The 20,477-nt window shown below is 65.8% G+C and carries 16 protein-coding genes; 5 read left to right on the top strand and 11 right to left on the bottom strand.

Translation table 11 applies throughout. The features are described 5' to 3' along the window. Window positions 1-23: 23 nt before the first annotated feature. From C480_RS07620 to C480_RS07570, 11 genes are all read right to left on the bottom strand, one after another. Entirely contained in the window at window positions 24-935 is a 912-nt protein-coding gene (locus tag C480_RS07620) for an ABC transporter ATP-binding protein (protein WP_006665035.1), read from the bottom strand. After that, window positions 935-2,044: a FecCD family ABC transporter permease gene (locus tag C480_RS07615; protein WP_006665034.1), complete on the bottom strand. Its 1,110-nt coding sequence runs from the start codon at window positions 2,042-2,044 to the stop codon at window positions 935-937. Before C480_RS07615 ends, C480_RS07620 begins: the two co-directional genes overlap by 1 nt. Before the next feature lie 131 nt (window positions 2,045-2,175). Beyond that, window positions 2,176-2,541 (bottom strand): cupin domain-containing protein, encoded by a 366-nt coding sequence (locus C480_RS07610; protein ID WP_006665033.1) that lies wholly within the window; start codon window positions 2,539-2,541, stop codon window positions 2,176-2,178. Window positions 2,542-2,619: 78 nt separating this feature from the next. Then, window positions 2,620-4,446 carry an acyl-CoA carboxylase subunit beta gene (locus C480_RS07605; protein WP_006665032.1) on the bottom strand — a complete coding sequence of 609 codons (1,827 nt, stop codon included), beginning with the start codon at window positions 4,444-4,446 and terminating at the stop codon, window positions 2,620-2,622. Window positions 4,447-4,449: 3 nt separating this feature from the next. After that, window positions 4,450-6,249, bottom strand: coding sequence for an acetyl/propionyl/methylcrotonyl-CoA carboxylase subunit alpha (locus C480_RS07600; protein ID WP_006665031.1), 1,800 nt, complete (start codon window positions 6,247-6,249; stop codon window positions 4,450-4,452). A 9-nt stretch (window positions 6,250-6,258) separates the two neighbouring features. Continuing rightward, window positions 6,259-7,425, bottom strand: coding sequence for an acyl-CoA dehydrogenase family protein (locus C480_RS07595; protein ID WP_006665030.1), 1,167 nt, complete (start codon window positions 7,423-7,425; stop codon window positions 6,259-6,261). Between the two features lie 141 nt (window positions 7,426-7,566). Then, entirely contained in the window at window positions 7,567-9,294 is a 1,728-nt protein-coding gene (locus C480_RS07590) for an acyl-CoA synthetase (protein WP_006665029.1), read from the bottom strand. Window positions 9,295-9,535: 241 nt separating this feature from the next. Continuing rightward, window positions 9,536-10,975: a UbiD family decarboxylase gene (locus C480_RS07585; protein ID WP_006665028.1), complete on the bottom strand. Its 1,440-nt coding sequence runs from the start codon at window positions 10,973-10,975 to the stop codon at window positions 9,536-9,538. Then, window positions 10,972-12,543 carry a UbiD family decarboxylase gene (locus C480_RS07580; protein WP_006665027.1) on the bottom strand — a complete coding sequence of 524 codons (1,572 nt, stop codon included), beginning with the start codon at window positions 12,541-12,543 and terminating at the stop codon, window positions 10,972-10,974. The genes C480_RS07585 and C480_RS07580 overlap by 4 nt, the downstream gene beginning before the upstream one ends. After that, window positions 12,540-13,109: a hypothetical protein gene (locus C480_RS07575; RefSeq protein ID WP_006665026.1), complete on the bottom strand. Its 570-nt coding sequence runs from the start codon at window positions 13,107-13,109 to the stop codon at window positions 12,540-12,542. The genes C480_RS07580 and C480_RS07575 overlap by 4 nt, the downstream gene beginning before the upstream one ends. 191 nt (window positions 13,110-13,300) lie before the next feature. Beyond that, window positions 13,301-13,495, bottom strand: a complete 195-nt coding sequence (locus C480_RS07570) for a cold-shock protein (protein WP_004267330.1) — start codon at window positions 13,493-13,495, stop codon at window positions 13,301-13,303. Window positions 13,496-13,858: 363 nt separating this feature from the next. Between C480_RS07570 and C480_RS07565 the strand changes: the two genes are divergently transcribed. The 5 genes from C480_RS07565 (at window position 13,859) to C480_RS07545 (ending at window position 20,324) form a co-directional block, all read left to right on the top strand. Next, window positions 13,859-14,053, top strand: a complete 195-nt coding sequence (locus tag C480_RS07565) for a hypothetical protein (protein WP_006665025.1) — start codon at window positions 13,859-13,861, stop codon at window positions 14,051-14,053. A gap of 151 nt (window positions 14,054-14,204) precedes the next feature. Then, on the top strand, window positions 14,205-14,669 hold the full coding sequence (locus tag C480_RS07560; RefSeq protein ID WP_006110605.1) for an Lrp/AsnC family transcriptional regulator: 465 nt from the start codon (window positions 14,205-14,207) through the stop codon (window positions 14,667-14,669). Between the two features lie 305 nt (window positions 14,670-14,974). Beyond that, complete coding sequence (locus C480_RS07555) at window positions 14,975-16,474, top strand: proton-conducting transporter transmembrane domain-containing protein (protein WP_006665024.1); 1,500 nt, start codon at window positions 14,975-14,977, stop codon at window positions 16,472-16,474. Further along, window positions 16,467-19,049 carry a DUF2309 domain-containing protein gene (locus C480_RS07550; RefSeq protein WP_006665023.1) on the top strand — a complete coding sequence of 861 codons (2,583 nt, stop codon included), beginning with the start codon at window positions 16,467-16,469 and terminating at the stop codon, window positions 19,047-19,049. Before C480_RS07555 ends, C480_RS07550 begins: the two co-directional genes overlap by 8 nt. Window positions 19,050-19,304: 255 nt before the next feature. Next, window positions 19,305-20,324 carry an NADP-dependent oxidoreductase gene (locus C480_RS07545; protein ID WP_006665022.1) on the top strand — a complete coding sequence of 340 codons (1,020 nt, stop codon included), beginning with the start codon at window positions 19,305-19,307 and terminating at the stop codon, window positions 20,322-20,324. The last annotated feature ends 153 nt before the right edge of the window (window positions 20,325-20,477 follow it).

Below are 20,477 nucleotides of genomic sequence, written 5' to 3'. Positions count from 1 at the left end.
ACCGATTCTTCCGCTCGGAGGAACTATAATCGATTATCCGGCAGCGCTTGCTTGGGCAAGACCTGGAGTTCGGGCTCGTATTTGACGGTCGCCTCGACGCCGAAGACGTCGGCGAGCAACTGTTCGGTCACGACCTCCTCGGGCGGACCCCAGTCGTAGAGTTCGCCGTCGTGGATCGCGACGAGGTAGTCCGCAAAGCGGGCCGCCTGCGAGATATCGTGCAGGATGACGGCGACGGTGACGCCCTTTTGCTCGTTCAACTGGCGAATCGTCTCGAGGACGCGGAACTGGTGGTGGATGTCGAGGAACGTCGTCGGCTCGTCGAGCAACAGCACGTCGGTGTCCTGTGCAAGCACCATCGCGATCCAGGCCAGTTGCTTCTGGCCGCCGCTCAGTTGTCCGAGTTCGGTGTCGCAGATGTGGTCGATTCCCGCGAGTTCGATCGCGCGGTCGACCGCACGGTGATCCTCCTCGCTGACCGAGTCGAAAAAGCCGCGGTGCGGGTAGCGACCGTGATAGACGAGGTCTTCGACGGTGATCGAACCCAGCGAATCGTTCTCCTGTGAGAGGACGCCGAGTTCGCGCGCCAGTTCCTTCTGACTGAACGAGTCGAGGTCTTCTCCGTGGATCTGAACCGTTCCCGCGTCCGGTTCGAGGTGGTTCGAGAGGGATTTCAGCAACGTACTCTTTCCGCTCCCGTTCGGACCGACGAGCGCGGTCACCGCGGCCTCGGGAATGTCGAGGCGAGCGCAGTCGACGATGGTTTCCTCGCTCGCGGGATAGCTGAGTTCGAGACCGTCGCCGACCAGTGCGCTCTCGACTGTCACGCCGTCGCTGTCGGTGATCTGCTCGTGTTCGTGTTCGTGTTCGTATTCCTGTGCCTGTTCTTGGTCGTGGTCTTGCTCCTCCGTCGCGGAGTGATGCTGGTGTGTCATCAGAGTTCACCCATCGATTGCTGTTTGCGCATCAGGTAGAGGAAGTACGGGCCGCCGATCAGGCCGGTGACGATGCCAACGGGAATCTGAGTGCCGCTCAGTGCGAGCCGCGCGCCGACATCGGCGGTGACCATCAACGCGGGGCCGGCGAAGAGACAGCCGACCATCAGCCGCCGGTAATCTCCGCCCAGCGTGTTGCGGACGATGTGGGGCACGACGAGGCCGAAGAAGCTGACGATGCCCGCGACGGCGATCGCGACGCTGGCCGCCAGGATCGCGACGGCCGAGAGGAAAAACCGAACTCGTTCGACCTGCATCCCGAGCGATCGGGCGGTGGTTTCGCCAAGCATCAGGACGTTCAACTGCCGCGAGCCGGCGAGTGCGATGCCGATCGCGATGATCGCCGGCACGATTGCGATCCGAACTTCTCCCCAGCCGGTGCCTGTCAGCGAGCCCGTCAGCCAGGCGATCGCCGTCTGGACGACCCCCAGGTCGTCCGCGAAGAAGAACAGTCCCTGCTGGAGCGACTGGAAGATCATGTTGACGATGACGCCGGCGAGCACGAGTCGAACCGGGCTCGTTCCCCCTTTCCAGGCGATCATGTACACGACCACGAACGCGACCGTTCCACCGAGGGCGGCGACCAGCGGCAGAAGATTCGAGAGCCCGCTGAAAACGACGAGCGTCGCCAGGACGGCGAATCCCGCACCGGAGCTGACCCCCAGTATGAACGGACTCGCCAGTTCGTTTCGCGTTACCGCCTGAAAGATCGCTCCCGAGACCGCAAGCGTCGCGCCGGCGATGATCCCGACGAACACTCGCGGCAGCCGGAGATTCCAGACGACGACGCTCCCGGTGCTCATGTTCGGGAGTTCAGTGCCGAAGAGAAACGCCGACCACGCGTCGAGACTGAAGATCACCGTGGGGTTGAAAACGGCCTTCCAAGCCTCGACAAACGTCATCGAGTACTCCCCGAAACTCACCTGTACCAATCCGGCAACGACGGTGATACCCACGCTTGCCAGACAAAAGAGGACGAGCCGCCCGGTCACCCATCCCTCTCGCTCCCGGACGGCCGCGTGCTCGTCGATCGACTGCGCTTCTGCCATCTAATTTAGGTAGCCCTAAAAAGGTTATAGTAGTTGCGGTTGCGAAATCGTATGTCAACGATGGACAGAACGATCCGGGCGCGACGGCCGAGGATGGGACCGACGCGTGCACTCGAGGAATACGAGCGGTCTCACTCGATCAGATCGATCTCGTCGTCGCCGTTTGGCACCGCACAGAGGAACGCACCCCGGTCGTCGCTCTCGTTTCGGTACCAGTGGACCGTTCCTGCGGGAATCAGCAGCGAGTCGCCGGCTTCGACCTCGTACTCTTCGTCGCCGATACCGACCGTATACGCTCCTTGCAGTACGTACTGCTCGTGTTCGACCTCGTTCGTATGTTCCGGGACTGTGGCTCCCGCCTCGAGTTCAAACCGGCGGATAGCGAAGTTCGGCGCGCCGTGCTCCTCGGCGATCAGAACGCCCTTTTCCAGGCCGTCCGCGGCATCCACGGCATCGTACTCGATCTCGTCTCCGGTGCGGATCAGCGGGTCGGTCATACCTGTCGCTTTGGTGGCCACGACTAAAACAGCATCCGATTCTCTTGTTTCCACTCGAAATCGACCGCGGCCGGACGCCTAGAGGATCGTCCCGTGTTTCTTGTCCGGCAGGTCCTTCTCGACCGTCTCGTAGAACGCAAAGCGGTTCTCGAGTTCGTCGCGCAGCGAACTCGGCGGGACGATTTCGTCGATGACGACCTCGCTGGCCATCCGGTGGATGTCGATGTCCTCGCGGTATTCCTCGCGCAGTTCCTGCTCTCGCTCGGCGCGCTCGTCCGGATCGTCGATATCCGCGAGCCGGTTCGCGTAGACCGCATTGATCGCGGCTTCGGGACCCATGATGGCGATCTCGCCGCTCGGGAGTCCGATCACGCTCTCGGGGTCGTAGGCCGGCCCGGACATCGCGTAGATCCCCGCGCCGTAGGCTTTGCGGACGACGACGGATTGCTTCGGGACGGTGGCCGAGGAAGTCGCGTAGATCATCTTCTTGCCCTGCTCTAAGATGCCGTCTTTCTCGACCTGCGAGCCGGCCATAAAGCCCGGCGTGTCACACAGGTACAGCAGCGGCACGTCGTAGGCGTCGCAGGTCCAGATGAACTCGGCGGCCTTCTCGGCCGCGTCGGGGAAGATCGCCCCGGCGCGGTGGTTGGGCTGGTTGGCGACGATGCCGATCGGTCGACCGTCGATCCGGGCGAAGGCCGTGATGATCTCTTTCCCGTACTCCGGCCGGAGTTCGAGCACCGAGTCGGCGTCGACGACGCGCTCGATGACGTCGAACATGTCGTAGCCTCGATTCGGTTCCTGCGGGACGACGGCGTCGATGCCGTCGGGCGAGAGTCGCGGTGCCGTCCCCTCGGTCTGCGGCGGCTTCTCGTCGCTGTTATCCGGCAGGTAGCCGATCAGCTTCGCCACGAGTTCGCGCGCGTGTTCCTCGTCCTCCGCGATCAGATCGGCGCTGCCGGAGTGGCGGGCGTGGACGTCGGGGCCGCCCAGGTCCTGCAGATCGATGTCCTCGCCGGTGACCATCTCGACCATCCGCGGCGAGGCGATGGCCATCGCGCTCACGTCCCGGACCATGACGGTGAAGTCGGCGAAGACGGGCGTGTAGGCCGCGCCGGCGATACAGGGGCCGTAGAGCACGCAGATCTGGGGGACGCGCCCGGAGAGCATCGAGTGGTTGTAGTAGTACTTCCCGATGCCCTCGCGGTTGGCGAAGAAGCCGGTCTGCTGGTCGATCCGACCGCCCGACGAATCCATGAGGTAGAGGACCGGACGGCCGGTCTTCAGCGCGCGCTGTTGCATCCGGAGGAACTTCTCGACGCCTTTTTCGGCCATCGAGCCCGCCTTGACGGTGAAGTCGTTGGCCATGAAGTGCAGGTCCCGGCCCTCGAACTCGGCCGCGCCGGTGATGAGGCCGTCCGTCGGCAGGTCGTCGTCGGCGTCGAAGTTGGCGAACGTTCCGTCCTCGAACGTGATGCCGTTCGTTTTGCCAGCGCCCGACTCGTCGCCGTCGCCGAACCAGAGGTCGAGCCGATCGCGTACGAACAGCTTTCCCTGCTCCGGAAGGCGCTCCTTGTACTTCTCCGGGCCGCCCTCGAGTATCTCTGCGACCTCTTCGCGCAGGAGTTCCTCGCGTTCGGTCGGTTCGAGGTCGTCCTGCTCGCTCCCTCGGTCGCGACTGCGACCGGCGCTTTGTACTGGTCCTGGGCCGCTGCCAGCGCTCCCGGCTCCGGTTTCGCTTCCGTTGTCCGGCGGCGACGCGCTCGCGAGGAGTTCGTCGCCGGTTTCGGGGTACAGATCGACGGCTTCGCCGAAGTGTGCAGCGAGCGCCGTCGCGACTGCCTGTATCTCGCTTTCGTCCTGTCCTGTCGTCTCTTTCACACTGAGTCTGAGTTCCATCGTCATTGCTCACTCCAGTACGATCAGCGGGTCGCCCATGTCGACCGAGTCGCCCTCGGAAACGGGAACCGCGGCGACGGTGCCGGCCCCCGGGGAGACCACGTCGTTCTCCATCTTCATCGCCTCGAGCACGCAGACCACGTCCCCGCCACCGATCTCGTCGCCGGGTTCGACGTCGACCGAGAGCACGGTGCCTTGCATCTCGGCCGTGATGGCATCGCCGGCCGCGACCTGCTCGGTTGCGGCTGCGCCGCTGTTCGAACCCGAACTCGCCGATCCCGCCGATCCCGAGGGCGCACCTGCGTCGGCTCCGCCGTTGTGCGCCACCCGCGGAAGATCGTCCTCGACGAGCACGTCGAACCGCCGCCCGTCGACCTCGACGACGAGTTCGTGCTCGCTCGCGGCGTCGCCGTCTGCTCCGCTCCCGACCGCCGAGCCCCACCGCTCGACCGCCGCGGCGAGTTCGTCCGCGTCGACCTCGCGGTCGAGGTAGTCGGTCGTGTGTTCGCCCGCGCGGAAGGTCGCATCGTCTAGCATGAGCCGGTGGAACGGCACGATCGTCTCGGGACCCGAGATATCGAAATGGCGAAGCGCGCGCCGGGAGCGTTCGAGACACCGCTCGCGCGTCGGCGCGCGGACGATCAGTTTCGCGATCATCGAGTCGTAGTCGCCCGCGATCTCGTCGCCCTTGGTAACGGCGTCGTCGACGCGCACGCCGAGCCCCCCGGGCGGGACGTAGGTCTCGAGTTCACCCGGCGTCGGCGCGAACTCCGCGGCCGGATTCTCGGCGTTGATTCTGAACTCGATCGCGTGGCCGTCGATCGCAACATCCTCCTGCGCGAACGGGAGTTCCTCGCCGGCCGCGATTCGCAACTGTTCCCGGACGATATCGATCCCCGTCACCTCTTCGGTGACGGTGTGTTCGACCTGGATCCGGGTGTTGACCTCCATGAAGTAGAACTCGCCGTCTTCGACGAGGAACTCGACGGTACCCGCGTTCGTGTAGCCCGCTTCGCGGACGCCGCGGCGGGCCGCCTCGCCGATCGACTCGCGAAGCGACGCATCGAGCGCGGGACTCGGCGCTTCCTCGATGACCTTCTGGTGACGCCGCTGGAGCGAGCAGTCCCGCTCGCCGAGGTGGAGCACGGTGTCGTGCTCGTCCGCGAGAATCTGCACCTCGACGTGCTTCGGGGACTCGAGGTACTTCTCGACGTAGACGGTCGCGTCGTCGAAGTAGGCTTCCCCCTCGCGTTTCGCGCTCTCGAGGGCGTCTTCGGCTTCGTCCGCGCTGCGGACGATCTTCATCCCGCGACCGCCGCCGCCTCCGGCAGCTTTGATCGCGACCGGATAGCCGAACTCGTCGCCGAGTTCGCGAACTTCGGCGGCGGAGTCGACTGGATCGCTCGTGCCGGGGACGACCGGCACGTCGGCCGCCTGCATGACTCGTCGGGCCGTCGTCTTCTCGCCGAGGGCTTCCATCGCTTCGCTCGGCGGGCCGACCCAGGTGATCCCTTCTGCGTCCTCGGCGCGGGCGGCGAACGCGGCGTTTTCGGCGAGGAAGCCGTAGCCGGGATGGATCGCATCCGCGCCCGCCCGGTCGGCGGTCTCGAGGATCGTTTCCTGATCGAGGTACGATTCGCTCGCCGGCGCGGGGCCGACGTTGTACGCCTCGTCGGCGAACTCGACGTGACCCGCGTTGCGGTCCGCGTCGCTGTAGATCGCGACGGTGTCGATTCCCAGTTCTTCACACGCTTGCATGACGCGTACGGCGATTTCGCCGCGGTTGGCAACGAGTAGTTTGTCGAACATGCTAGTAGATCAGTAGGACTTCGGGAATCCGAGCTGCTGGCTGATGTGATTGTACGCCATCTGCTGGGAGACCGGTGCGAGTCGGGTCAGATTGATCTCGCGCCACCAGCGCTCGACGTCGTACTCCGTGGCGTAGCCCCAGCCGCCGAAGGCCTGCATGGACTGCTTGACGGCCTCGATTCCGGCTGCGACCGCGGTCGCCTTCGCGACGTTGGTCTCGTAGCCGCACTCCTCGCCCTGGTCGTAGCGCCAGGCCGCCTTCTCGCGCATGAGCGCGGCGGTCTCCATCTGTGCGTATGCCTTCGTGATCGGGAACGAGACGCCCTGGTGGGAGCCGATCGGCGCGTCGAACACCTCGCGCTCGTTAGCGTACTCGATCGCCGTGTTCGCGGCGAGTTTGCCGATCCCCGTCCCCGCCGCGGCGAAGCCGATCCGCTCGGGGTTGAGCATGTCGACCAGTACCCACCAGCCGTCATCCTCGTCGCCGAGTATGTTCTCGGCCGGGACGCGGACGTTCTCTAAGAAGACTTCACAGGACTTCGAGTAGTTGATCCCGTGCTTCTCGATCGGCGAGACGTCGATGTTCGGGTCGTCCATATCGACGATGAACAGGCTGATCCCGTCCGTCCCGCGGTCGACCTCCTCACGGGGCGTCGTCCGCGTGACGATGATCATGTTCTCGGCGCGATCCGAGAACGTGATCCAGGCCTTCTGGCCGTTGAGGACGAACTCGTCGCCGTCCCGTTCGGCCTTCGTTGCCACGTTCAGCGTGTTCGTCCCCGCCTCGGGCTCGGTGATCCCGATCGAGAAGTTTCGCTTCCCGTTCGCGATGTCCGGCAGGTAGGTCTCCTTCTGGGCCTCGGTGCCGTACTCGCGGATGCCGACCGCGGCCATCCCCGCCGTGAGGACCAAGTACCAGGTTCCGGCCATGCCACAACCCTCGGCGCAGAGGGTCTCCATCGCCAGCCCCATTTCCTGCATCCCCATGCCAGCACCCTCGTACTCCTCGGGGATCAACAGGCCGTGAAAGCCCGCGTCCGCGAGTTCAGCCCAGAAGGCTTCGGAGAACTCGCCCGCTCGTTCTTTCTCGCGCCAGTGCTCGGGTCCGTACTCGGCGGCGACGTCGGCCGCCGTCTGTCGGATCATCTCGCGTTCCTGCGTGGATTCGAAGTTCATGGTGTTCTTCGTTGTGTCTGATTTCGTCGTCGCTGTCTCGCGTCGGTTCGGGTCTCGGTAGTTGTTCCTCGGGACCCGCCATCCGCTGCTTGCGACTCGTTGCTTGCTGCTTGCTACTCGCTACTCGCTGCTCGCTACTCGCTATTCGGCCTCCGCCGCCGCCTCGTCCTGTAACTCCGTCCGTCGAATCTTCCCCGTCACCGTCTTTGGCAACTCCTCGCGGAACTCGACCTCACGGGGGTACTCGTGGGCGGAGAGTTCGGATTTGACGTGGTCCGTGATCTCGTCTTTGAGCGATTCCGAGGGCGTCGCGTCGCCGCCCGGCACCACGTACGCCTTCACGATGTTGCCGCGCTCGCGGTGGGGCTTCGGGACCACGGCCGCCTCCGCGACGGCCTCGTGTTCGCCGAGTGAACTCTCGACCTCGAAGGGGCCGATGCGGTAGCCCGAGGAGAGGATCACGTCGTCCGCTCGCCCCTCGAACCAGAAGTAGCCGTCCTCGTCCTTGTGCGCGAGGTCGCCCGAGAGGTACCACTCGCCGCCAGACGTTTCGTCTGGCGAGGATCGCATCGTTTCACTCTGTTCACCGCCGTCGGGGTCGTCGACGAAGCAGTCAGCCGTCTTGTCGGGCTTTTCCCAGTACTCGGCGAAGAAGCAGGGGTAGTCCCCGCGCTGGGCGATCTCGCCCGTCTCGCCGGGGTCGAGCACCGCGCCGGTTTCGGGATCGACCACGTCCGCCTCGATGCCGGGCAGCGGTTTGCCCATCGATCCCGGACGGACCTCCATCGTCGGGTAGTTGTTGATGATCATGTTCCCCGTCTCGGTCTGGCCGTAGGTGTCGTGGATGGTGACGCCGAGGGTCTCCTCGCCCCACTCGACGACGCCGGCCGAGAGCGGTTCGCCGATCGACAGCGCGTGGCGCAGGTCGAGTGCAGTTCCCTCGAGAACGCTCTCGTTCTCCCGGAGCATCCGGTAGGCCGTCGGCACCGAGAAGAGGACGCTGATCGGGTAGGTATCGAGCAGGTCGGCCCACGTCTCGGGGTCGAACTCGCCCTCGTAGGTGAACAGGGCGGTGCCCCAGAACCAGGCTCCGAGCGTGTTGATGGGGCCGGTCAGCCAGCCGAGGTCGCCCGTTGACCAGTACAAATCACCCGGCTGGAGGTCGGCGGCGTAGCGCTGCGTCGTGGCGACGCCGACAACCCACCGGTGCTTGTGGAGGACGCCCTTCGCCAGTCCGGTCGTTCCGCTGGTGTAGTACAACAGCGCGTCGTCCTCGCCGCTCGTCTCGGCCGTCTCGTACTCGCGGCTCGCTCGCTCCATGGCCGCGTGGTAGCTCACGTCGCCGCGGCGCAGCCCCGTTCCGTCGTCGCTGACGACGATGACGTGCTCGACCGACGGCGCGTCTTCGAGCGCGGCCTCGACGGTATCTCGGTTGTCGGCGGTCGTGATGACCGCCTTCGCGTCGCAGTCGTCGAGCCGGTAGGCGATGCCGTCCGGCCCGAACCGCTCGTTGACACCGCCGAAGACGGCACCCCGTTTGAGCGTCCCGACGAGCGCCACGTAGTGAGCCGGAACGCGCGGCAGATACGAGAAGACCCGGTCGCCGCGCTCGATTCCGAGTTCAGCGAGGAGATTCGCGAACCGGTCGGTTCGCTCGGCGAGTTCCCAGAAGGTAAGCGTCGTCAACTCGCCGTCCTCGCCGACCTGGTAGAGCGCCACCTTCTCCTTGTTTTCGGCGTGGCGATCGCAGACCTCGTGTGCGATATTTATCCGCTCCGGGGCGTCCCAGTCGGCTTCCTCGTAACCGTCGTCCCACGAAAACGCCTGGCGCGTCTCGTCGTAGGCCGGCAGGTTGTGGTCCGGTGGCATACTCCGAAGCGGTTACTCCGGTCATGATAACTGTTCCGGTAATTTTTACGCCATCGAGCGAAACAATGAACCGTGTTCAGTGCCGAGCAGCCAGCATACCCCGACGCCCGCTTGCGTAAACAGTTTCGTATACGCAAGACTCGGCCACAATTGCCCGCAAACTGATCACGAATCGAACTCGCAGAATCGGGTCGACGCTACTCGTCCAGTCCTTCCACCGACCCAACACTGACGGCACACGCTAGCTCCCGGAGTCGTTCGCTTCTTCGAACGCACCGTCGGACTCGAAGCCGAGTTCAGCCCATGAGTCGCGAACCGCCGCGCGAATCTCCGGCGGATAGGAGTCGGTAACTGACACGCGCGGCGCGATGAACTCGTCCTTCCAACGGGGGTCCCAGGTGGCGTCGACGTACAGTCGCGCACCCGTCTCGCCGTCCCGGCCGTAGGCCGGCAGCCGTGCGGCCGGGGCGTCGGCCTCGCTGAACAGCCAGTCCCGCGAGGGGTGGGCCTTGACCCAGCTATCGCCGAGCACTCGCCCGAGATTTCGCGGCCCGGTTTCGGTGTCGACGACGATCACCTTATCGAAGCAGTCGGACAGCGAAAACAGCAGGTTCGCCAGTTGCCACTCGAAGCCGGCGTAGAGGATCTCCGAGGCGACCAGGCAGAGCCCGAGCCGTCCCTCCGTCGGGAGCAACAGCCAGTCGACCGGTGACACGCCCCAGTAGCTGTTGACCCGATCGTACAGCGTCGCCGACAGCGCAAGCGCCGCCAACTGGAGATCGTCCGACAGCGCCGCTCCGAGCGGCGTGTACGGCACGACGGCATCCTCGCGGGAGAAGACGGCCTCGGCGTCGAGCGTCAGCGTCGTACTCGGGACCAGGCGCTCCCAGAACTCGCGCTTCTCGGACCGGGTGTCGGGCTGGCGGTCCGCAACGCTGGTTTCGATGACGACCTCCGCTGAACTCGGGACGACGCCGCCCGCGGTGGGAATGAGCGGGACCGTCGCGCCGACGCCGCGGTCCTCGATCGGCGTCGCGAGCCGGTCGGTGATCGCGAGTACGTGCGCCGCCGCGAGCGCCTCCGACGGGACGCCGAGCGCGATCGTGGCGGACGCGCCCGTCGAGAGCCGATCGTGGGCGGCGATCGCCTCTGGAACGCGAGCGCGGATCGTCCGTCCGTCGAGGATCGCGCCGTGGATCGGTGCCCAGTACGATCCCGCATCGGTGCCGATCGAGAGCAGGCCGAGCGTGAACCGGGGCCAGGCCTCGTCCGGCGGCGTCGGCAAGCCGAGTTCCCGCACGCCGAGTTCAGTCGCCGCGGCGGCGCGCTCGACGTAGGTCACGTCGCGTTCCGCCCGTCGCTCGCCGAGTGAGAGCAGGGTCTCGAGCACGTCGACGTACGCCGGATCGCGGTCGACTCCGAGGCCGAGCCCGAGGCGGGTCCAGGGATACCGGCTGCGGGGCTGTCCCCGCGTTCGACCGCGCGTCTGGTCGACACCGCCGTAGACGCCGCTCGCGAGTTCAACGCCGGCTCGCCCATCGGTCGTCAACTCGATCGCGGGACCGCCGGCTCGAAGCGCCTCCGCGGCGACGACCTGCGGGGAGAGATCGTCGGGTCGGTCGAGCGCGCAGCAGTCGTCGGTTCGACGGAGGAACTCGAGGTGATTCCGGAAGGCGGTCATCGGTTGGATCGGTGGATCGTGGTCTCGGTGTTGGTGTTGGTTCTGGTGTCGGTATCGGCGTCGATGCCGGCGTCGGTCACATAGTGGGGCTCGAACGCGCCGTCGACGCCGGCCGCCGAGAGCAGGTCGCGGGCGCGCTCGCGGTCCTCGCGCTCGCCGATCGCCCGCGTCGGTCGGTCTCCGTCCGAAAGCGCATCGACGTACGCCTTCGCCGTCTTCGACTTCGAGGTCCCGACCGCCGCGTTGCCCTTCTCGTCGGGCGTCTGGTAGATGTTCAGCGGCACCTTCGGCATCCGCTCGACGCCGAACTGGTGGAAGTCCGTCGCCGGATCGGCGTGCAGCGCAAGCGCTTCCACCACCGCGCGCGAGTGCAGCGGGTTGACGCCGGCGTCGACGAAGACGAAGAAGTCGATGTGGAGCATCCCCCAGGTCGTGAAGATGAAGTTCGCGAGTTCGTGCAGGTAGCCTGCGTAAGGGCGCTCCGTCGCGATCACCCAGACCGTCCGCTCGGTGAACGGCCAGGGGGCGGCCATCGCTACGTCGTAGCCCGCGGCACGCAGTCCGAGGGTGGCGTCCGGCCCGCCCGCTGCGACCTGGAGCGAACTCGTCGAGTTCTCGGCGTCGCCGACGCCCGACCCGGCCACGCAGAATGGAAGGGACGGCCGCTCGCGGTGGGTGATCGCGTCGACCGCAAGGACCGGCATCGATCGCCGCGGGCCGTTGACGTAGCCGAAGTAGTCGCCGAACGGCCCCTCGTCGAGGCGCTCCTCCGGAAGCACGCGGCCCTCGATGACGAGTTCGGCCGACGCCGGGACGCGGAGGTCGTTCGTCTCGCAGGGGACGAGGTCGACCGGCGATTCCTGGAGGCCGCCGGCGAACGTCGCTTCCTGGCGGCCGACTGGAATCCACATCTCGCTTGCGGCCGTTACGGCCGGCGGCGCACCGACCGTCAGCGCGACCGGCATCGCCTCGCCGCGGCGCTCGAACTCGTAGTAGTAGCGATTCGGGAGCTGTTCGCCGGCGAGAAACAACAGACTCGCCTGCGAGCGGCCGTGGATCATCGCGCGGTGGCGCGACCACCGGCCCCACTCGCCGTCCTGATCGGGCGCGACGAGCGTCGTTAGCGTCGCGTACCGACCGCCGTCTTGCCGGTGGATGTACGGCCAGGGAAACTCGAGCAGGTCGGCCGCCGAGCCGGTTCGGACGACCTCCTTACAGGGGGCCGTCGTCGAATCGACGATGATCGGATCGCGCTGGTTCGCCAGTCGATCGATCACCCGTTCGTAGTACGCCGGCCCCGATAGTCCCGCCGGATCGGGCAGTTCGAACGCCCGCGCGAGGTGCTCGAAGACGCGCCCGCGCGGCCCTCGATACGGGTCGCCGATGAGGCGGGCGTCCGCGCCGTCGAACTCGACGGTTTCGAAGACCGGAATCCGCTCGTCGGTGGCGTTCGCCCGCATCGTAATCGCGCTCGCCTCGAGATCCCACGAGACCGGCGTCGTGATCTCGTTCGTTGCGCCGACGTCGGCGAGCAGCCCCAGAAAGTCCCGAAACGTCTCGGCGGTCATCTGGCCCCGGATCGGTCGGTTTCCGTCTCCTGCTCCGTCACCACGACGGCGGGCTCGTCGTCTGTGCCGGCGTTGCTATGGTTCGCATCCGCGAGCGCCTCCCGCAACGGATCCGCGTCGTAAGCCGTCCGGATCTCGTCGTAGGCTTCGAGCACCGCCGGATCGCGGTCGGCGAGGTGCTCGAACAAGATCGCTCTGACGGCCGCCGATGTCGACTCGTAGCGGCCGGTCTCGACGAGATACCGCAACAGAACCGTCAGATCGTCGGACCGTGTGTTGACCACGTTCGAACGCTCGCGCTGCTCGTCGGCGAGTCGCTCGAGTCGCTCCGTCTCGACCGCCTCGTCGACGAACTCGACGTACCACTGCTCGGTCGTGTTCTCGTGCGGCCCTCTGACGACCGACAGCGGCTCCGGGTCGTCGAGCCGATCCGACTCCCTCGCGACGTGAACTCGCGCCTCGAAGATCTCTTTCGTCTCCGGATCCCGGATCTGGAGATGCGTTACGGTCTCGTCTGTTCCCGTCTCTGGCAGGTGCTCGTCGGCGGTAATGTACTGGTTCGCCATAGTCGAGTGGATTGGATCGTAGCCGCGTGTGCGACGCGATCCGCGAGTGAACTACCTCGGGAGTACAGAGTCGAGCGAGATAAAAGGTCGCGTTCACGTCCGTCGGCGGGGACTCGTCCGTCGCTTGCAAGCGCCGTCGCTCACCGGAAGTAAAATACTGCAGTCAAGTGCCGATACCGTACGAATCCGCCTTACAGGCGCTCGACGTTCGTCGCGCGCGGGCCCTTGGGGGCCTGCTCGATCTCGAACTCGAGTTCCTGTCCTTCCTCAAGGTCCGGGCCGCCGATGTCTTCCATGTGGAAGAACACGTCGTCGTCCGCGTCCTCAGTCTCGATGAATCCGTAGCCGCCAGTGTCGTTGAAGAAATCAACGGTTCCTTTCGCCATTGCCTCTAAAGAGAACGTCCCTGTATGCATAAACCCTGCGACTCGCCAGATATCCGGATAGATCGTTCGTACGTCCTCTTTTGGCGAGTTCAGACGAATCGCGGTCGCTCCGATGCCCTGGTGCGGTGAACTCGAGTACAGTCGCCAAAGCGTACTCGCCGTCTTCGTGACGGTGGATCGGTATCGAGACGTTACCGGCACGAACGGAGAGGTCAACCGTGCCGTAGCACCTCGTCTCGAACCCGAATAGCGCTTCATCGCCTTTCTTTTCGATTCGACTGGCCAATCGATCGCGTCACAGAACGCGGGCGCCTACGTACTCCGGGACTGAAACTATATGCTTTGGGAGTGCTACCATATGTCATGGATGGGGTTCTAAACGAAACGACGAACACTGTTCACAAGCACAAGACCGGCCGTTCCGATTTCAGAACGCACTGCGGCGCGACATCGCACGTGACTCACGACCGACTCCGCCTCGTCTCGATCGACCGGACGACGACGGACCGAAACGTCTCCCGGTGTGGTCGCTGTTTCGCCGATGCAGGCGGGTACTAACCGAGTCGCTGCTGTCCTTCTCCTCGAGTCGAAAGCGAGACGTGCGAGGCGGCTCGAGACCGGCGAGCGTCGGTCCGTCGGACCCGGACCCGGACCCGGTCCGCGGGACGCAGGCGAAGTCCCTTATATTCGCCGGTCGAAACGACGCGGTATGTCCGAGTACGAGCTCGACGCGGTCGACCGGGAGATCCTCTACGCGCTCCAGGAGGAGGCCCGGAACCTTTCGTCCGGCGAGATCGCCGAACGGACCGACGCGTCCTCGAGTACGGTCCGCAAGCGCATCCAGCGCCTCGAGTCGGAGGGGGTCATCAAGGGGTACAGCGCCAACATCGATTACATGAAATCCGGGTATCCGATCCGGATGCTCCTCTTCTGTACGGCGCCGATTCCGGACCGAGGCGACTACATCGACGACACTCTGGACATTCCCGGCGTCGTCTCGGTGCAGGAACTGGTAACGGGCGAGGAGAACCTCCTCGTAACGGCCGTCGTCAAGAACGATCGGGACATCACGCCGATCGCGCAGGAGATTTCGGACATGGGTCTGACGATTACCGACGAGGTGCTCGTGCGCAGCCACGAGTCGACCTCGTTCGACGAGTTCTCCGCGGAGTGACCGCACCGGTGCGGACTCCCGGCTCGATTTTTATACCACCTCTTCTCGCCCACCTTCGACGATAACGGCGGGTGAGCGGCGTCTCAGTCGTGCCAGCGTGACTGGCCCTCCGGATCGTCGTCGGATCGGCAGGTTCGTTCACGGCACTTTTTGCGATAGACCATGATGTTCTTTCACACGGTATTTAGCGAACGATTTGTTCGAACAGCAGGATATAATAACCAGGGTGTTCAATGGGCTGGTAACGCGACCAGACGGATCGACCCGTATGAACGCCCGCGCTGGTCGAAGGTGATACTCGACACATGACCGACGAACGCTCGATCGACGCCGTACAACTCTCGGAACTGACGACGACGGACGATTCGGTCGTCCCCCGGGCGTCGACGCGGCTGGTGTGGGCGCTGTTTCTCTGTAGCGTCGGCGTCCTCGCGCTGACGGTCAACCGCGGCGAGCCGTGGACCGGCGTCGACTACGTGGTCGTCGACGGCCTGACCGCGGTGCTGTGGATCGTGGTCACCTTCTTCAGCGGCATCGTCCACAGCTACTCCCGGCGCTACATGGCGGGCGACCGCGACCTCGAGCGCTTTTTCGCCCGCGTGCTCGGATTCACGATCGTCGTGATGACGCTAACCGCGGCTGATCACGTCGCGCTGTTCTCGGCGGCGTGGCTCGCGATGGGGCTGCTGATGGCCGGCCTCATCGGACACGTCCGCGACTGGGAGCAGGCGCAGGCCGCCGGTTCGCTTGCGCGTCGCTACTTCGTCGCCAGCAGCGCGGTACTCGCCGGCAGTCTGGCGCTGCTGGCCTGGGAGACGGGAACGACATCGATCGCCGGTATCCTCGGCGGCCTCGAAGAGGTTTCCGCGACGGTCGGCCTCGTCGCCGCCGGCGGGATCGTCCTCGCGGCGCTGATCCAGTCGGCACTGTTCCCGTTCCACGGGTGGCTGCTGTCGTCGATGACGGCTCCGACGCCGGCTTCTGCGCTGATGCACGCCGGCTTCGTCAACGCGGGCGGCGTCCTGTTGACCCGCTTCGCGCCGCTGGTTTCCGACCACCTCGCGATCATGTCGGCCGTCGTCGTCCTCGGCGCGGTCAGCGCCCTGCTGGGACAGGCGATGTTGCTCGTCCAGACGAACGTCAAGCGCAAGCTCGGCGGCTCGACGATGGCCCAGATGGGCTTTATGATCCTCCAGTGCGGCCTCGGCTTCTTCGCGGCCGCGATCGCCCACCTGATCCTTCACGGCTTCTACAAGGCCTACCTCTTCCTCTCGTCGGGAGCCGCCGTCGAGGAGGCCGCGCCCGCATCGACGGCCAAACACGCCGGCCACACCGAGTTCGGCTTCGCGAGCGCCGCCGTCAGCCTCGCCACGGCCGTCGGCGGCGGCGTGCTCTTCGGCACCCTCACCGGGAAGGCGACGGGCCTGGCGTTTGACAGCGGGACGATCCTGACGCTCGTGGTGGTCCTGACGACGCTGACCGCGGCGCGGGACATCCTCAACCGGACGACCCTGCCGCGGACGCTGCGGTTCGTCAGCGTCCCGCTGGTCGTCCTTACCGCGATCGGCGGCTACGCGCTGCTGTACAACGCGATCTCGGCGGTGGTCCCCTCCGCGATGACCCACGCGCCGACCGACGTGACGATCGCCCACGGCCTCGTCGTCGCCCTGTTCGTCGGGGCCTACCTCGCGACTGAACTCGGGTGGCACCGCTCGAGCGAACGTCTCTACGTCTCGCTGTTGAACCTCTCGCAGCCGGATTCCGCGACCGTGCTCACGACCAAGGAGGAGTACAACGATGTCTAAGCAGCCTGCCCAATCCGAACTCGAAGGCGACGCCCGAGCCGAACAGGCGCTACAGCAATCCGATCAGGCGGCGGATCACCACGGGACCCGCCCCGACGCCGATCAGGACCCCATCGCCACGACGATCGAGCGCGCGGTCGAGCGGGTCGGGGCCGTCTGGCCGCTGTATTCGTTCGTCACGGCCAACCCTCTTTCGGGGTTCGAGGACCAGCCGTTCCACCGAGCCGTCGCCGACGGCGAGCGCCTGTTCGGCGGACGGGGGTATCCGCACCCCGACATCTTTCGCACGGCCTGGGAGCGCGGCCAGATCGACCCCGACGTGCTCGCCGGTGAACTCGAGGCTCACGGGATCGATCGTGATCCCGAGGCCCTCCTCGAAGAGATGGCCGCGGCCGAAGCGGCGCGCGACGCCGACACTGAGTCCGACGAGGCGACTGAGATCCTTGACCGCGTGCTCTCGAAGTGGCTCGCCGCCTTCCTCGACGAAGGGCAGGCCAAGTGGCCGATGCCGAACCGCGAGGAGGGGTTCTACGCCGCCTGGCGTTCGATGGTCCCCTACGACGGCGACGTACCCGGCTGCGACGACTCGTCGGACCTCCCCGAGACGGCGACCGAGGCGCTCGAGTCGGTCCTCGACGAGCATCCCGAAGGCCGGTGGATCGACATCGCCGAGCACCACTTTGCCGCGCTGCCGGGCTGGACCGGGTTCATCAAACAGCGCGTCGACGACGACACCGACCCCTGGCAATCGACGTATCCGATCACGCTGCACGAGTACCTCGCGGTGCGGCTGACGCTCGCGGAGTTGCTGGACGCGCCGATCGAGCCCTCGAGCGACGACGAGCGCGGCGCCGATGCTGGCGACGAGAGCGAGGGTGAAGACGAGACGCCCCCGCTCCCCGAACGTTGGCTGACCGCCTGGGAGAAAAGTTATCGCGAGCACTTGCTCGAGCAACTCGACGGTTCGGTGACCGATCCCGCCGACGCGGGCGAGTCGTCGCGGCCGGCCGCCCAACTGGTGTTTTGCATCGACACGCGCTCGGAGATCATCCGCCGTTACATCGAGGGGCAGGGCCGCTACGAGACCCACGGCTACGCCGGCTTCTTCGGCGTCCCGATGCGCTACCGCGGCTACGACGCGACCGCCGCCGTCGACGCGTGTCCGCCGATCGTCGACCCCGAGCACCGCGTGGTCGACCGGCCCGACGACGAAGAGACGGCGACGAAACGCGACCGCTGGACCGGCCTCGCGAGGGCGACCCGGAAACACTTCAAGCGGCTCAAGGCCAACGTCGTCGCCGCCTTCCCGTTCGTCGAAGGCGGCGGCGCCGCGTACGGCTCGGCGATGGCCGCCCGGACGCTCGCCCCCTCGGCGATCGCCTCGCTCGAGAACGCTGTCGAGGAACGCGTCCCGAGCCAGCACGAGTTCTGTTCGCCCGTCCTCGATTACGACGACCACGACGATCACAGTCACGCCGACCACGACCTTCCGCAGGGGATGACCCTCGAGGAGAAAGTCGAGTACGCCCAGAACGCTTTCGCGCTCATGGGCTGGACGGAGTTCGCCCGCCTGGTCGTCTTCACCGGCCACGCGAGCGAGACGACGAATAATCCGTTTGACTCGAGCCTCGACTGCGGGGCCTGCGCCGGTAACCCCGGCGGCCCGAACGCACGCGTGCTCGCCGAAATCTGCAACGATCCGGACGTGCAGGCGGAACTCCGCGAGCGCGGCTTCCAGATCCCCGACGACACGGTCTTCCTCGCGGGCGAGCACAACACGACGACCGACGAGATCGACCTGTTCGACGACGCCGTCCCAGAGAGCCACCGCGAGGACCTCGAGCAGCTTCGCGCCGACCTCGAGCGCGCACAGGCCGGCGCGGCGGCCGAGCGCCTCGAGTCGATGACCGACGAGACCGACGTCAACCCCGAGGAGGCCGTCGCCGAAGTCGAGCGCAAGGCCGCCGACTGGGCGGAAACCCGCCCCGAGTGGGGGCTGGCCGGCAACGCCTCGTTCGTCATCGGCCCGCGCGAGTTGACCGACGATGAGAGCTTAGACGGCCGCGCGTTCCTCCACTCCTACGACTGGACGACCGATCCCGAGGGCGAGGCACTGGAGGCCATCATGACCGGCCCGCTGGTCGTCACCCAGTGGATCAACAACCAGTACTACTTCGCGACGGTGGACAACGGCGTCTACGGCAGCGGTTCGAAGATCACGCAGAACCCGCTCGGTAACGTCGGCGTCGTGCAGGGTAACGGCGGCGATCTGATGACCGGTCTCCCGCTCCAGTCGCTGCAGTGCTCCGACGACGAGCCGTACCACCAGCCGCTCCGCCTGACAGCGGTCATCCACGCACCCCGTGAGCGTGTGACCGACATCCTCCGTCACCACGAGGACGTCAAACGGCTGGTCGACAACGGCTGGGTCGGCGACCTGACCGTCATCGATCCGGAGCGCGATAACGAGGCGTTCCACTATCGGGGCGACCTCGAGTGGACGTCGCAGTCACAGACGGCAATGGCGGCCCGCGATCAGGGACAGGGACCGATTTCAACAGCGGCGCAGGATTGATCCGTTGCTTACTGAGCGCTGATTGCTGACTCTTTTTCTCCGTCTCGTCCTCCTCGATGCTACCCCGCCGTTACAGTTCCTCGCGCTTCTCGAGCCGGTGGATCGCAATCGAAACGAAGTGGACGAGCACGAAAAGCAGGAAGCCGACGACGAAGCCGCCCCGCTCTCGAGGTCCCTCTCACCCCCGTCGATTGCAACACCGGCACTGACTTCCGCGAGCCGGCGTTTCATCCGTCGCCGACCGCTAGGTTCGGTATGGCAGAAACCAGACAGTGGCGACTCGCCAGCCGCCCCACCGGCGAACCGACCCGCGACAACTTCGAACTCGTAACCGTCGACCGTCCCGAGCCCGGTCCGGGCGAGGTCCTCGTCCGAACGCTGTACCAATCCGTCGATCCCTACATGCGCGGTCGAATGCGCGACGCCGAATCCTACGCCGAACCCTGGGATGTCGGTGACCCGATGCAAGCCGCCATCGTCGGCGAAGTCCTCGAGTCGAACCACGATCGATTCGAGGCAGGCGATGTCGTCACGGGCAATCTCCTGTGGGCCGAGCACGCCGTTGCAGACGGGGACGAACTCCGCCCCGTCGATCCCGACCGTGGCCCGGTCTCGACCGCCCTTGGCGTCCTCGGCATGCCCGGCGTGACCGGGTACTTCGGCATGCTCGATGTCGCCGATCCGTCCCCCGGCGACACCGTCGTCGTCTCGGCCGCCGCTGGCGCAGTCGGTTCCGTCGCCGGTCAACTCGCCCGCCTTTCGGGTGCGCGTGTCGTCGGAACCGCCGGCAGCGACGAGAAATGCGACTGGCTCACCGGCGATCTGGGATTCGACGACGCGATCAACTACAAGGAGGTCGACGATCTTGGACAGGCGATGGCCGAAGCGTGTCCCGACGGCGTCGATGCGTACTTCGACAACGTCGGCGGCCCGATCACGGATGCCGTCTGGCGGCTGTTGAACGTCGACGCCCGCGTCGCGGTCTGCGGGCAGATTTCGATCTACAACGCCACTGACGTACCGACCGGACCGCGAAAACTCGCCAAGTTGATCGAAACCCGCGCACACGTCGAGGGGTTCCTCGTCGGCGACTACGACGACCGCTGGGACGTAGCCCTCGATCGGCTCTCGACGTTCGTCGCAGACAACGACCTCCGCTACCGTCACCACGTCGTCGACGGGTTCGAGAACGCACCCGATGCGTTCCTCGGTCTGTTCGAGGGCGAGAACATCGGGAAACAACTCGTCCAGGTTGCTGAACTCGATACCCGGTGACGAAGCCCGTCGAGAACGCCGATTTCGCATCGCGACCGGTCGTTCTCGTGTTGTCGTTCGACGCCAAATCAGGTGTGTCGATCGCTCGCCGACTCGGTCCGTCAACCCGTATCCGATCTTGAACAGCATTAGGCGTGTTGTGAGCTAGGAAAA

Source organism: Natrialba aegyptia DSM 13077, from assembly GCF_000337535.1.
Lineage (GTDB): Archaea > Halobacteriota > Halobacteria > Halobacteriales > Natrialbaceae > Natrialba > Natrialba aegyptia.
This window is presented reverse-complemented; position numbering and strand designations above follow the sequence as displayed.

Excerpts from the sequence above, each read along its gene's own strand:
- C480_RS07620 (WP_006665035.1), bottom strand. The coding sequence starts at position 935 with ATGACACACCAGCATCACTCCGCGACGGAGGAGCAAGACCACGACCAA.
- C480_RS07615 (WP_006665034.1), bottom strand. The coding sequence starts at position 2,044 with ATGGCAGAAGCGCAGTCGATCGACGAGCACGCGGCCGTCCGGGAGCGA.
- C480_RS07610 (WP_006665033.1), bottom strand. The coding sequence starts at position 2,541 with ATGACCGACCCGCTGATCCGCACCGGAGACGAGATCGAGTACGATGCC.
- C480_RS07605 (WP_006665032.1), bottom strand. The coding sequence starts at position 4,446 with ATGACGATGGAACTCAGACTCAGTGTGAAAGAGACGACAGGACAGGAC.
- C480_RS07600 (WP_006665031.1), bottom strand. The coding sequence starts at position 6,249 with ATGTTCGACAAACTACTCGTTGCCAACCGCGGCGAAATCGCCGTACGC.
- C480_RS07595 (WP_006665030.1), bottom strand. The coding sequence starts at position 7,425 with ATGAACTTCGAATCCACGCAGGAACGCGAGATGATCCGACAGACGGCG.
- C480_RS07590 (WP_006665029.1), bottom strand. The coding sequence starts at position 9,294 with ATGCCACCGGACCACAACCTGCCGGCCTACGACGAGACGCGCCAGGCG.
- C480_RS07585 (WP_006665028.1), bottom strand. The coding sequence starts at position 10,975 with ATGACCGCCTTCCGGAATCACCTCGAGTTCCTCCGTCGAACCGACGAC.
- C480_RS07580 (WP_006665027.1), bottom strand. The coding sequence starts at position 12,543 with ATGACCGCCGAGACGTTTCGGGACTTTCTGGGGCTGCTCGCCGACGTC.
- C480_RS07575 (WP_006665026.1), bottom strand. The coding sequence starts at position 13,109 with ATGGCGAACCAGTACATTACCGCCGACGAGCACCTGCCAGAGACGGGA.
- C480_RS07570 (WP_004267330.1), bottom strand. The coding sequence starts at position 13,495 with ATGGCGAAAGGAACCGTTGATTTCTTCAACGACACTGGCGGCTACGGA.
- C480_RS07565 (WP_006665025.1), top strand. The coding sequence starts at position 13,859 with ATGGATGGGGTTCTAAACGAAACGACGAACACTGTTCACAAGCACAAG.
- C480_RS07560 (WP_006110605.1), top strand. The coding sequence starts at position 14,205 with ATGTCCGAGTACGAGCTCGACGCGGTCGACCGGGAGATCCTCTACGCG.
- C480_RS07555 (WP_006665024.1), top strand. The coding sequence starts at position 14,975 with ATGACCGACGAACGCTCGATCGACGCCGTACAACTCTCGGAACTGACG.
- C480_RS07550 (WP_006665023.1), top strand. The coding sequence starts at position 16,467 with ATGTCTAAGCAGCCTGCCCAATCCGAACTCGAAGGCGACGCCCGAGCC.
- C480_RS07545 (WP_006665022.1), top strand. The coding sequence starts at position 19,305 with ATGGCAGAAACCAGACAGTGGCGACTCGCCAGCCGCCCCACCGGCGAA.